General features: G+C 66.0%; 10 protein-coding genes and 1 riboswitch. Of the genes, 5 read left to right on the top strand and 5 right to left on the bottom strand.

Features of this window, described 5'->3' with window-relative positions; genetic code table 11:
* Positions 1–3: 3 nt before the first annotated feature.
* Positions 4–1,311 carry a hemolysin family protein gene (locus ACFQNJ_RS17375; protein ID WP_374641439.1) on the top strand — a complete coding sequence of 436 codons (1,308 nt, stop codon included), beginning with the start codon at positions 4–6 and terminating at the stop codon, positions 1,309–1,311.
* A gap of 6 nt (positions 1,312–1,317) precedes the next feature.
* On the opposite strand, the gene ACFQNJ_RS17370 is transcribed toward ACFQNJ_RS17375, so the two are convergent.
* Positions 1,318–2,412, bottom strand: coding sequence for an ornithine cyclodeaminase (locus ACFQNJ_RS17370; protein WP_382259831.1), 1,095 nt, complete (start codon positions 2,410–2,412; stop codon positions 1,318–1,320).
* 129 nt (positions 2,413–2,541) lie between these two features.
* Between ACFQNJ_RS17370 and ACFQNJ_RS17365 the strand changes: the two genes are divergently transcribed.
* On the top strand, positions 2,542–2,961 hold the full coding sequence (locus ACFQNJ_RS17365; protein WP_374641443.1) for an Lrp/AsnC family transcriptional regulator: 420 nt from the start codon (positions 2,542–2,544) through the stop codon (positions 2,959–2,961).
* Positions 2,962–2,976: 15 nt separating this feature from the next.
* Here the strand turns inward: ACFQNJ_RS17365 and ACFQNJ_RS17360 are convergent, their stop codons facing one another.
* Complete coding sequence (locus ACFQNJ_RS17360; protein ID WP_382259829.1) at positions 2,977–5,790, bottom strand: PAS domain S-box protein; 2,814 nt, start codon at positions 5,788–5,790, stop codon at positions 2,977–2,979.
* A gap of 68 nt (positions 5,791–5,858) precedes the next feature.
* On the opposite strand from ACFQNJ_RS17360, the gene ACFQNJ_RS17355 reads away from it, so the two are divergent.
* Positions 5,859–6,968: an ABC transporter substrate-binding protein gene (locus tag ACFQNJ_RS17355; protein ID WP_382259828.1), complete on the top strand. Its 1,110-nt coding sequence runs from the start codon at positions 5,859–5,861 to the stop codon at positions 6,966–6,968.
* 12 nt (positions 6,969–6,980) lie between these two features.
* Here ACFQNJ_RS17355 and ACFQNJ_RS17350 read toward each other — a convergent pair whose 3' ends face one another.
* Positions 6,981–9,341, bottom strand: a complete 2,361-nt coding sequence (locus tag ACFQNJ_RS17350; RefSeq protein WP_382259826.1) for a helicase C-terminal domain-containing protein — start codon at positions 9,339–9,341, stop codon at positions 6,981–6,983.
* A 40-nt stretch (positions 9,342–9,381) separates the two neighbouring features.
* Between ACFQNJ_RS17350 and ACFQNJ_RS17345 the strand changes: the two genes are divergently transcribed.
* A complete protein-coding gene (locus ACFQNJ_RS17345) occupies positions 9,382–10,182 on the top strand; it encodes a hypothetical protein (protein WP_382259824.1) in 801 nt (266 codons plus the stop codon).
* Positions 10,183–10,196: 14 nt separating this feature from the next.
* Positions 10,197–10,364, top strand: a riboswitch (yybP-ykoY riboswitch).
* An 8-nt stretch (positions 10,365–10,372) separates the two neighbouring features.
* On the top strand, positions 10,373–10,951 hold the full coding sequence (locus tag ACFQNJ_RS17340; protein ID WP_382259822.1) for a TMEM165/GDT1 family protein: 579 nt from the start codon (positions 10,373–10,375) through the stop codon (positions 10,949–10,951).
* An 11-nt stretch (positions 10,952–10,962) separates the two neighbouring features.
* Here ACFQNJ_RS17340 and ACFQNJ_RS17335 read toward each other — a convergent pair whose 3' ends face one another.
* Both ACFQNJ_RS17335 and msrB read right to left on the bottom strand, forming a co-directional pair.
* Complete coding sequence (locus tag ACFQNJ_RS17335) at positions 10,963–11,178, bottom strand: SlyX family protein (protein WP_374641454.1); 216 nt, start codon at positions 11,176–11,178, stop codon at positions 10,963–10,965.
* On the bottom strand, positions 11,175–11,585 hold the full coding sequence (msrB, locus tag ACFQNJ_RS17330) for a peptide-methionine (R)-S-oxide reductase MsrB (protein ID WP_374641456.1): 411 nt from the start codon (positions 11,583–11,585) through the stop codon (positions 11,175–11,177). The genes ACFQNJ_RS17335 and msrB overlap by 4 nt, the downstream gene beginning before the upstream one ends.
* Positions 11,586–11,856 lie beyond the last annotated feature (271 nt).

The raw sequence follows: 11,856 nt of genomic DNA, 5'->3' as shown, positions 1-11,856 counted from the left end.
ATTATGGATTTCCTGCTCATTGCGTTTCTGACCCTGCTCAACGGTGCCTTCGCCATGTCGGAGCTGGCACTGGCCTCCAGCCGCCGCGCCCGCCTGACGGCGCTGGCCGAGACCGGCGACAAGGGCGCCAGCGCCGCCCTGCGGCTGCTGGAGAACCCGACGCAGTTCCTGTCGTCGGTGCAGGTGGGCATCACTTCCATCGGCATGCTCAACGGCATCGTGGGCGAGGCGGCCTTCAGCGGCTCGCTGGCGGTTCAGCTGCAGGGCCTGGGCATGAACGACGCCAGCGCGCAGGCACTGGCGACCGGCATCGTCGTGGTGGTCATCACCTTTGTGACCATCGTGTTTGGTGAACTGGTGCCCAAACGCATCGGCCAGCTTTACCCGGAGGCGGTGTCGCGCTGGGTGTCACGCCCGATGACGCTGGTGGCCAAGGGCGCCAAGCCCTTTGTCTGGCTGCTGACCCATACCACGCAGTGGGTGCTCAAGTTGCTGCGCATCAACGTCAACGCCCAGCAGGTGGTGACCGAGGAAGAGATCAACGCCAGCCTGGAAGAGGGCGTGGACGCCGGCATCATCGAGGCGCAGGAGCACCGCATGGTGCGCAACGTGTTCCAGCTGGACGATCGGCAGCTGATCTCCATCATGGTGCCGCGTTCGGACATCGAGTGGCTGGATGCGGAGGATTCACTCGAGCATGCGCTGCCCAAGGCCTGGTCGGGTGCGCATTCCTGGTATCCGGTGTGCCGTGGCGGCCTGGACCATGTGATCGGCATCATCCACCTGCCGCACCTGTTGGCGCTGCGCGAGCAGGGTGTCAGCGGCACCATCGGCCAGCATGTGCAGCCGGCCGTCTTTGTGCCGGAGACGCTCACCGGCATGGAGTTGCTGGAGCAGTTCCGCGTGCAGGCCATCCGCATGGCCTTTGTGGTGGACGAGTATGGGGTGGTGCAGGGTCTGCTCACGCCGCTGGATCTGCTGGAAGCCATCACCGGTGAACTCTCGCCCGAACGTCCGGTGGATGCCTGGGCCACCCCGCGCGAGGATGGCAGTTGGCAGATCGACGGCGCCATGCCGGTGGCGGAGCTCAAGGCACGCCTGGCCATCGAAGAACTGCCGGACGAGGACAAGGGCCGCTACAACACCGTGGCGGGCCTGATGCAGACGGTGGCCGGTGAACTGCTGTCCCAGGGCGAGCACGTGGACTGCGCAGGCTGGCGCTTCGAGGTGCTCAAGCTGGAAGGGCGCCGCATTGACCAGGTCAGCGCTGTGCCCCTGCCCGAGGCCCTGGCCGAGGACATGGTCGGCTGATCCTCTTCAAGTCAGCACTGTCTCAAGCTCAAGGCGAGTGTGGGCGACAGTCTGCGAGCGCAGGCTGCCAAACAGGTTCTTGGGGTCGGCCAGCTGCGGAATCAGGGTGATGCGTTCGCCCAGGCCCAGGGCGTTGGCGGTGTCGTACATGAATCGGAGGGCCGAAAAGTCCTCCAGCGCGAAACCCACCGAGTCGAAGACCGTGACCTGCGCGGCATCGTCGCGTCCGGCCCGTTCGCCGTGCAGCACCTGCCAGAACTCGGTGACCGCGAAGTCGGCCGCCTTGTGCTGGATCTCGCCCTCGATGCGCGACTGGGGCTCGTATTCCACGAACACCTTGGCTTGGTCGAGGATGTCACCGTGCAGTTCGGTCTTGCCCGGGCAGTCGCCCCCGACCGCGTTGAGGTGCATGCCCGGTTCGATCATGTCGGGCGTGACGATGGTGGCGCAGGCCTTGTCGGCGGTCACGGTGGTCACAATGTCGGCACCGCGCACGGCCTCGGCGGTGCTGCGGCAGATGGTCAGCGTCAGGCCCCGGTCCTGCAGGTTGGCCACCAGCTTGGCGGTGGCAGCGGGGTCCACGTCGTACAGGCGCAATTCGGTGATGCCCAGCAGGTGCTGGAAGGCGATGGCCTGGAACTCGCTCTGGGCCCCATTGCCGATCAGGGCCATGACGCGGCTGTCCGGTCGGGCCAGCACCTGGGCGGCCAGGGCCGACATGGCCGCGGTCCGGATGGCGGTGGTCAGTGTCAGCTCGCTCAGCAGCAGGGGCGCGCCCGTGTCCACGTCGGCCAGCACGCCGAAGGCCATGACCGTGGACAGGCCGAAACGGGTGTTGCCGGGGTGGCCGTTGACGTACTTGAAGCTGTAGCGGTGCTGATCGGCCACCGGCATCAGTTCGATCACGCCGTCGCGTGAATGGGCGGCGACGCGTGCGGTCTTGTCAAAGTCGATCCAGCGCAGGAAGTCTTCCCGGATGTGGCTGGCCACCGTGGCGATGCAGCGCTCCAGGCCGTGTCGCCGCACGAGTTCGGCGGCTTCGGGGGCGCTCAGGTACAGCGTGCCGGTGTGGCGGAACTGGGTCAGATCGTGGTGGCTCATGGTCGTCTCTGGGGTGTTGTTCGATGACCCATGAAGTTTGCCGAGCGTTAGCGTCAATGAAAATCGGCAAAAAAGTATGCTTACGGCAATTTTGAGATCAAAATGGCAAGCTTTATTGACGTTTTGATCATGGATGAGCTTGACCACCAACTGATTGCCCTGTTGCGCCAGAACGCCCGGCTGTCGGTGGCCGACCTGGCCCACAAGCTCAAGGTATCGCGCGGGACGGTGACCAACCGGCTGCGCAAGCTGGAAGACAGCCAGGTGATTGTGGGATACACCGTGCGCCTCAAGCCCGAAGCCGAGCCCGAACGTATCCGGGCCTGGATGGGGGTGCAGGTGGAAGGCAACCAGACGCGGCGTGTGATCGCCAGTCTGCTGGGCGAGCCGGGGGTGTCCTCATTGCACGACACCAACGGTCGCTGGGACCTTCTGGCCGAGCTGGAGGTGGGATCGATGAACGAGCTGTCACAGGTGCTGGAGCGTGTCCGGCTGATCCCGGGCATCCGGGCCACCGAAACCAGCCTCCACCTGGCCACCTACCGCTGACGTATGCGGTCCACCCTATTCGTTGCTGACGCCAACGACCGGCAGCCGCAGCGTGACCGTGGTGCCTGCACCGGGCTCGCTGCTCACGCTGACCTGGCCTCCCATGAGCTCAATGATCTCCTTGACGATGCTCATGCCCAGACCCGTGCCCGGAATGTGGCCGGAGGTGTCGGCCCGGTAGAAGCGCTCGAACACGCGCGCCACCTGGTCCGCCGACATGCCCATCCCATGGTCGCGGATGCTGATGGCGACTTGCTGCCCGTTCCCATCAGGTTGGCAGTCGACCATCACATCACCACCCTCGGGCGAATATTTGTAGGCGTTCGATAGGACGTTGAGGATGGCCTGCTGAAGCTTGCCGCGGTCGGCACGCACATGCAAGGGGTGGTCACTGATGGACAGCACAGGCTGGGCACGACCGTCCGGCGGGTTGTAGTCGGCCACCACCAGCCGCACGATGTCCTGAACGGCCAGCGTCTCCAGCACAAAGTCCTGCCCGCGGCGGGCCTCGATCCGCGCCAGGTCCAGCAGCTCGTCGATGATGGTCGACATGCGCGTGGCCTGACGCGAGATGGTCTCCAGCAGGTCGCGCCGCTTTTCGTCCGAGAACTTGCGGTGCAGCAGCAGCTCCGAGAAGCCATAGATGCTGGCCATGGGCGTGCGCAATTCATGGGCGGCGGTGGAGAGGAACTCGCTTTTCATGCGGTCCACTTCTGTCTCGCGGGTGATGTCGCGGACGTACAGCACCTGGGAAATGAAGGCAGACCCGGACGATTTGAGGGTCAGCTCCAGAATGCGGTCGCCAGGCCCTGACATCTCCAGCACCGGGCGCTGGGCACTGCCCTGGCGCTGATCGGCGTCGGCGCCGTCATCCGCCCGCATGGCGTCAAAGCCTTCGAAGGCCTGCGGGTTGCGGCAGCGCGCGCGCAGCACCGAAGCAAACGCATGCTCGTCCAGACCCTTGAGCATGCGCTCTTCCAGTCCCGTCATCTGCAGGAAGGCGCGGTTGACCGAAGCGACCTTTCCTTGCCGGTCAAACGAGACCACGCCATCCGGGGTGAGCGCAAAAATGGTGTCCAGCTGCGCGGTGCGGTCGTTCAGCTCACGGGTGCGCTGCTCCACCAGCAGCTCCAGGTTCAAGTGATAGCGGTCGAGTTCGGCCTCGACCGCCTTGCGTTCGGAGATGTCGCGCTGGGTGGTCAGGATGAAGGTGCGATCACCCCATTGCACCCGGCTCAGGGTGACCTCTGCCACATAGGTTGAGCCGTCCTTGCGGCGGTGCACGGACTCGATCATGTCGCCCTCTTTGCGGGCGGTGCGGATGTTGGCCGCGATCTCGGTGGCGCTGAAGTTGGCCTCCCAGGCCGTTACATGCATGCCCTTGAGCTCGTCGGGCGCATAGCCCAGCATCCGGGCCGCGCTCGGGTTGGCCTCGAACACGGTGCCATCCTCGTTGAGGATCACCACGCCGTCACGCTCGTGCTCGAACAGTGCTCTGCGGCGGGACGCTTCGTCAGCGATCTTTTTCTGGGACTGCTTCTGAGCCTCGTCCTGCATGGAAATGGTGTCCAGCAGCACGTTGAAGTGGCGAGCCAGCAACTCAAGTTCGTCGTTTCGCGGGCTGGTGGATACCCGCGCTGCACGATCCCCCCTGCGCACGCGGGACATGGTTCGTCCGATGGCGCTCAGGCGCCCGGTGATCTCCCGACCCGCCACCAGATAGGACACCGATACCACCAGCATGGTTACAGCCATCACACCGCCGACCGCCCACAGCAGCAGGCGGATGGCCCGCTCGTAGGGCGCATAGGGAAAGGCCACCCCGACCGAGCCCAGCAACTCCCCACCATGAATGTCCCGCAAGGCGGCCACGCCCGTCATGTAGGACGCATCACCGAAGGTGGTCAATCCGGTCCACTGCTCTGCGCCATTGGCCAGGGCTGCGGTCGGATCGACGGGCAGCTTGCCACCGGTCAGACGCCCTCCGTCCTGACGTTGCCGGCTGAGGGTGACGATGGTGTCGCCGATTGTCAGCAGGGTCAGGCCCTCGGTGTTGTCGGGCAGGGTGCCCACCGGGTAAACCAGTTCCCGCATGTGCTCGATCAGCGCCGCATTGCGGTTGAGCAGGATGCCTCCCACCAGCATCGCGTTCGGGCTGTCCACCGACAGCGGAAAGTGGGCGGCAGCATGAATGGCCAGACCCCGGTCCTCCGTTGCCAGGTTGCTGCCTTCCAGCAGGGACACCTGGGCTTCGGTCTGCAGGCCATTCCCCAGCATGTCGAGCACATCGGAGCCGAAACGTTCGAACGCGGCGGTGGCCACGCCCTCACGGGCTTGTCGGACCACATGGTCCAGTGGCAGCAGCATGCCAACCGATTTGCCGGAATCGGAGGCCAGAATGCGGCCATCGTCCTCGATGATGAGCAGGTAGTCCAGGTTATTGCTTTCGGCCACCTCGGCCAGCACCCGCTGGACATTCGTGGCCTCGCTGCCGCCGCGCAGGAGCGCCCGCATGCGTTCGCTGCGCACCAGTTGGCCCAGTTGGTGTCCGGTTTCCCGGCGGGTCTGTTCCAGGTAGCTGCTGCTGGCACCCAGCTGGCTGCGCAGGTTGGCCAGCAACATCTCCTCAGCCCGGCCGCCGCCCAGCACACTCAGCGCCGCCATGACCAGCGGGAATGCCAGCAGCAGGGGCATCAGGCCCAGCGCCAGCAGTCGAAACCTCAGGGAACTGTTCCAGGATCCTCGCCAGCCGGCCAGCCGTCGTTGCCCGTTGACGACAAGGTCTTCATTTTCCGGCGGAAGGGTCGAAATATCGTCCAGGTCTTTCATGTGCAAACCGGTGAAGGGTGTCTCACCGGCGCTATCGTGGGAGTCATTGGTTGTATATCGGATCATCCATGAAAAAATTCTGTGCTTTTTTGATCGTGATCACGACGGCCTTGTTGGCAGCCTGCTCGGAGAAGCCGGTGGAGCCCATCCGGATCGGTTTCATCGGGGGGCTGTCCGGCCCCAACTCGGACAACGGCCAGTCTGGCCTGAATGGCTTGACGCTGGCGGTGGAGCAGTTCAACCGGGCCGGCGGCGCCAATGGTCGGCTCGTCGAGATCATTGCCAAGGACGATGCGCAGAGCAAGGAGACCGCCACCACGTCCAGCAATGAGCTGGTCGCGGCCAAGGTCGAGGCGGTGGTGGGCCCATTCACCAGCAGCATGGCCGCCGCCATCGTGCCCATCACCGGGCAGGCGGGCATCTTCCAGGTCAGTCCCACCATCACGGCCATGGAGTTCTTTGGCAAGGACGACAACCTGTTCCGCATCAACCGGACCACGCGCGACAACGCCGGCGACTACGCCAAGGTGATGCACGGCCGCGGCCAGAAGCACGTGGCGGTGGCCTATGACCTGCGCAACCGCGCCTTCACCCAGTCCTGGCTGGACGAGTACCGCACGGCGGTCAAGGCCCTGGGGGCATCGCTGGCCGCCGAGATTTCTTACGAATCTGCCAAAGACACCGATTTCGAGGCCGTGGTGGCCAAGATGCTGGAGGCCAAGCCGGACGGCTTGCTGTTCATCTCCGGCGCGCTGGACGTGGCCCGCCTGGCGCAGGCGGCCCGCAAACTGGCGCCCCAACTGCCCATTGCCGCCTCCGAGTGGGCAGCCACCGAGCAACTGATCGATCTGGGTGGCCAGGTGGTCGAGGGACTGCTGATCGTGCAGAACTACGACCGGGACGATGCGTCGCCCCGCTTCAAGGAGTTCAGCGACGCCTACTTCAAGCGCTTCCAGCGCAACCCGGGTTACAGCTCGGTGTCGACCTACGACGCGGCGACCGTGGTGCTGACCGCCCTGAAGAACCGCAAGGAAGGCGAATCCGTGAAAGCGGCCGCCCTGCGCAGCGGCCCCTACCAGGGTCTGCAGCAGGAAATGGCGTTCGATGCCAACGGCGACACGGTGCGCAAGGTCTATTTCACCGAAATCCGCGAAGGCCGTTACCGCCGCATCGACTGAAATGGTGCTGCGTCAATCCGCCCGGGCGTGCGCCCACTGCACTTGCCAGTGCGCAGGGAGCAGCTCACGCACGGGTGATCGGGCGTAACGGTCGTCCATCAGCCAGACCGTGCCCCGGTCTTCCTCGGTTCGGATCACCCGCCCGGCCGCCTGGATGACCTTCTGCAGGCCCGGGTACAGGTACGTGTGTTCCCAGCCGTGGCCAAAGCGCGCCTGCAGGCGCTGGCGCAGCAGCTCATTGAACGGGTCCACCTGGGGCAGACCCAGGGTGGCAATGAAGGCCCCGATCAACCGGTGGCCGGGCAGGTCGATGCCCTCACCGAACGCGCCGCCCAGCACGGCAAAGCCGATGCCCTGGCCATCGTCCACGAAACGGTCGATGAAGGCTTGTCGGGCCCCTTCGTCCATGCCACGTGTCTGTGTCCAGACCGGAATGTCCGGGTGCCGCTGGCGCAGTCGGTCCAGCGTTTGCGACAGGTAGTCGAAGCTGCTGAAGAAGGCCAGGTAGTTGCCGGGCTGTTGCCGATACTGGCGGGCCATCAGGTCGGCCATGGGGTCCAGCGAGGCTTGCCGGTTGGCCCACCGGGTAGAAATGTCCATCGAGACCCGCACCGCGAGGTGTGAGGGATCAAAAGGCGAGGGCACCTGCAGTTGCCGGTGCCCCCGGGGTTGATCGGCCGACGGCAGACCCAGCAGTTGCGCCATGTGGTCCATGGGCGAGAGCGTGGCCGAAAACAGCGTGGCGCCGTCCAGACGGGTCCACAGCGGTGACAGCAGCGGCGCGGGCACCAGGTTGCGGATGCCAATGACCGGCTGTGCGGTGCGGGTGCGTGGCAGGGGCCGCGCGCAGGGCTGCAGGTCCACCACCGAATGGTCACCAAAGCTGTCGGCCAGGCGCAGCCAGCGCAGGGCCTCGAAGAACCAGCCCATCAGGGCTGCATCGGCTGCATCACCCGGTTGCTGTGCCAGGTGATCGGCAATCGCAGTGCTGGTCTGGCGCAGGCCAGCCAGGAAGTCGGCGGGCAGATCGTTGAGGACCGTGTACGTGCCGTTCAGCTGGTGGGCCAGTGCATTCCAGTGCCGGTGCATCCGGTCCAGCGTCTTGTGCAATCCTGGCGGGGCCGACTGGCGCAGCGCCTGAAAATCGGCCGGGTCGAGCGTGGCGCTGTGCATCTCTCGTGCCCGGCCGATCAGGTGGTGGGCTTCGTCGACCAGGAGGGCCACGCGCCGCTCGTCCTGCTCGGCGGCGGTCAGCCATGACGCGCTAGGGTCGAAGACGTGGTGGTAGTCGCCAATCGCCACATCGCACCAGCGCATCATTTCCTGCGCCAGGTAGTACGGGCAGATGTCGTGGGTCAGGCCGATCTTCTGCAGGCTGGGGTGATCCAGCCAGGCGGCATCGCCCGCCGCCTGGCGGGCCGCGGGCAGCCGGTCGTAGAAGCCGCGTGCCAGGGGGCACGAATCCCCATGGCAGGCTTTGTCCGGGTGTTCGCACGCCTTGTCGCGTGACAGCCGCTCCACCACGCGCAACGGCAGGCCCCTTGCCGCACCCATACCCTGCAGCGCACCCAGGGCCAGTGCCCGGCCCGTGGTGCGCGCGGTCAGGTAGAACAGGCGGTCGGTCCCGTGTCGGGGCATGGCCTTGAGCGCCGCAAACAGGGTGGCCGCCGTCTTGCCAATCCCGGTGGGGGCTTCGGCCAGCAACACCTGGCCCGAGGTGTGGGCCCGGTACACCGCCGCCGCCAGGCTGCGCTGCCCCGGCCGGAACGCCGGGTGGGCGAAGGCCAGCTGGTGCAGGGCCTGATCGCGGGCCAGGCGGTGCGCACGCTCGCGCCGGGCCCAGTCGGCGTAGCGCCGGCACAGGGCATCCACCGCCTCGGTCAGTTCATCGCGCGTGTGCCAGGCCTCATGAACCGTCTCCCGGCCGCTGTCGATGTCGTAGTACACCAGCGCAATGTGCAGGCCGTCCAGTTGCAGCTGTTCGCACAGCATCCATCCGTACACGCGGGCCTGTGCCCAGTGCAGTGCCTGGCGGTTGGGACGGATCAGGGCCGGATCGCCCCGGTGGGTCTTGATCTCTTCCAGCCGGCGGGCATCCGGGTCCCAGCCGTCGGCCCGGCCCTGGATGCGCAGGCCATGACGCATCGCGCTCAGGCTGACCTCGCGCTGGTACCTGGCACCGCGCCTGGCGGTGACGGCGGCGTGCCCTTCGATGCCGTCGACACCGCTGGGCGAGGGTGTGAAGCGCAGGTCCAGGTCACCGGTGCGGGCACCGAAGTCGCACAGCACACGCACCGGCACGCTGCCCAGTGGCAACTCCTCGGTGGGCAGGCTGGCCTGGGCGTCTTGGCTGAGGGTGTTGACCGGATTCATGGTGGGCGACAAAGGATCGTACTGGATATATAGTCAGTCCATGCAACCGTCCGACATCACCCTGACGCGCCGCCACGACCAGCGCCTGCGCGACATCCACCGTTCGGCCGGCTGGCCCTGCCAGGACGTGCTGGAGGTGGAACTGCTGGCCGCCGGGATGCTGCAGCGCTGCTTTGACACGGATGGGAGGGAGACACTGCGCCTGACCGATGCCGGCATGCTGCGGCTGGCCGGGGCCCTGGCGGGCAACCGGGCTGCGCGCAGCGCCCACGAGTTGCTGGTGGGGCAGGTGGCGCAGGCCATGCAACGCGCCGGCCGCCTGGCCTGGCGGGGCCTGATGCTGCGTGTGCCCTTGCCCTTGTCCCTGTGGGCGGCGGAAGCACCCTCCGCACCTGTGGCGCCCGGCCTGCTGTGGACCGATGGTCTGGAGGCGGCACCGCCACCGACCGGCCATGCCTGGGTCATGGCCAGCCCGGATGTGTTCTCGATCCGACGCAGTTCGGTGGAGGCCTACCTGGAGCCGGTGGTGCACGAGATCAAGGTCAGCCGCGCCGACCTGCAGGGTGACCTGCGCCAGCCGGCCAAGCGCGCCGCCTACCTGGCGATGGGCGGGGCCTGCTGGTATGTGCTGGGCCGCGATGCCCGGGGCCGGGCCATCGCCGACCCCGACGAGGTGCCTGCCGAATGCGGCGTCATGCAGGTGGATGCGGCCGGTCAGCTGCAGGTTTGCCGCGAAGCGCCTCGCCGGGCGGTGGAGCGCCTGCCGTTCCACCTGTGGATGAGCCTGGCCCAGGCGACACCGGTGCCCCCGCCGGACGAGCCGGCGCAGGCCATGCTGTGATGACCTGCTAGACTATCGAAGTCATTGGGGAGTAGCCGCTCTTGCCTTGCGCAAGAGGTTCGCGTCAACACACTTGGCCCGCAGGCCATGGCGCGATCAGCCCACCGCCTGGCAAGACCTTTGACCATGTTGCCCCTGCCGTGGCCGCGGGGCGCATGGTCAATCGCGTGTTTGCGGCCCAGGAAATCCCATGGAATCCCTCATCGTCTCCACCGGCGTGGTGGCCCTGGCCGAAATCGGCGACAAGACCCAGCTGCTGGCCTTTCTGCTGGCGGCCCGTTTCAAGAAACCCGTCTCCATCATCCTGGGTATCCTGATCGCCACCCTGGTCAACCACGGCCTGGCGGGCGCGTTGGGCGCCTGGATCACCACGGCCATGGGCCCCGAGGTGCTGCGCTGGGTGCTCGGTGTGTCCTTCATCGCGATGGCGGGGTGGATGCTGATCCCGGACAAGATTGAAGAAGATGAGGCGCAGATTGCCCGCCGCTTCGGCGTCTTTGGTGCGACGCTGGTCACCTTTTTCCTGGCCGAGATGGGCGACAAGACCCAGATTGCGACCATCGCCATGGCCGCCCGCTTCCCGGATCCCATCACCGTGGTGATCGGCACCACGCTGGGCATGATGCTCGCCAACGTCCCGGCGGTCCTGCTGGGAGACCGCCTGGCCGGCCGCATCCCGATGAAGCTGGTTCACGGCATCGCGGCGGCCATCTTTGCGGCCTTGGGCGTGGCCACGCTGCTGGGGGCAGGGGAGAGTCTGGGTTTCTGAGGTCAGCCTGCTCAGTAGTGCGGCGGCAACTCGTCCCGCAGGCTGCGGAAAGTCTGACTGGGCTCTTCTGACCGCTGGCAGCGCAGTTCGGCCACCTCGCGCAGCAGGCGGTCGATCTGGTCCTGCTGGCGGGCCACCAGCGTGTTCAAGGAGTCCAGCAGATCCTCGGCGTAGCTGAGCTTGATCTCCAGCTGCTCCAGCCGTTCTTCGGGGGCTCGGTGGCTCATCGGGGCTGGTGCTCCAGGGCTGCCGAGTTCATGCAATAGCGCAGACCGGTCGGTGCCGGGCCGTCTTCGAACACATGCCCCAGGTGGGCGCCACACTGGCTGCAGACGGTTTCGGTGCGCACCATGCCGTGGCTGCGGTCCACGATCTCGGTGATGGCGCCCGGCACGGCCTGCCAGAAGCTGGGCCAGCCACAGCCCGCATCGAACTTGGTGGTGGAGTTGAACAGGTGGTTGCCGCAGCAGATGCAGTGATAGCTGCCGTCGGCCCAGATCTGCTCGTACTTGCCCGTGAACGGCCGTTCGGTGTAGGCCCGCCGGGTCACCTCAAACGCGCCCGGCTCGGTATCCTTGGCCGCCAGTTCGGCGCGCCATTCGGCCTCGGTTTTGCGAATGGGAAACTCGCTCATGCTCTTCTCCTGATGGGGTCATCCTTCAACGATTGACATTGTCGCGTGCTTGACTGCCCGACATTCGGGCGGGGGATATCCGGGTCTGTCCGCTACAGAAACCCTATCGGTTTGGTGCATGATTAGGGGTGAATTTTCGAACGACTGGAGTTGACCCGCTTTCGTGGACGGGTACTGGTTTGATAGTCAAACCGTTTCGGGTGTTGTCTCGGCATGCACACGGGCATCCTCGACGACATCAAACAGGGCTTCGTTACTCCTTTCAAAGTTC

Source organism: Hydrogenophaga bisanensis (genome assembly GCF_042665135.1).
In the GTDB taxonomy this organism is placed as follows: domain Bacteria; phylum Pseudomonadota; class Gammaproteobacteria; order Burkholderiales; family Burkholderiaceae_C; genus Hydrogenophaga; species Hydrogenophaga bisanensis.
This window is presented reverse-complemented; position numbering and strand designations above follow the sequence as displayed.

Coding starts and splice junctions, on each gene's coding strand:
- ACFQNJ_RS17375 (WP_374641439.1), top strand. CDS start 4: ATGGATTTCCTGCTCATTGCGTTTCTGACCCTGCTCAACGGTGCCTTC.
- ACFQNJ_RS17370 (WP_382259831.1), bottom strand. CDS start 2,412: ATGAGCCACCACGATCTGACCCAGTTCCGCCACACCGGCACGCTGTAC.
- ACFQNJ_RS17365 (WP_374641443.1), top strand. CDS start 2,542: ATGGATGAGCTTGACCACCAACTGATTGCCCTGTTGCGCCAGAACGCC.
- ACFQNJ_RS17360 (WP_382259829.1), bottom strand. CDS start 5,790: ATGAAAGACCTGGACGATATTTCGACCCTTCCGCCGGAAAATGAAGAC.
- ACFQNJ_RS17355 (WP_382259828.1), top strand. CDS start 5,859: ATGAAAAAATTCTGTGCTTTTTTGATCGTGATCACGACGGCCTTGTTG.
- ACFQNJ_RS17350 (WP_382259826.1), bottom strand. CDS start 9,341: ATGAATCCGGTCAACACCCTCAGCCAAGACGCCCAGGCCAGCCTGCCC.
- ACFQNJ_RS17345 (WP_382259824.1), top strand. CDS start 9,382: ATGCAACCGTCCGACATCACCCTGACGCGCCGCCACGACCAGCGCCTG.
- ACFQNJ_RS17340 (WP_382259822.1), top strand. CDS start 10,373: ATGGAATCCCTCATCGTCTCCACCGGCGTGGTGGCCCTGGCCGAAATC.
- ACFQNJ_RS17335 (WP_374641454.1), bottom strand. CDS start 11,178: ATGAGCCACCGAGCCCCCGAAGAACGGCTGGAGCAGCTGGAGATCAAG.
- msrB (WP_374641456.1), bottom strand. CDS start 11,585: ATGAGCGAGTTTCCCATTCGCAAAACCGAGGCCGAATGGCGCGCCGAA.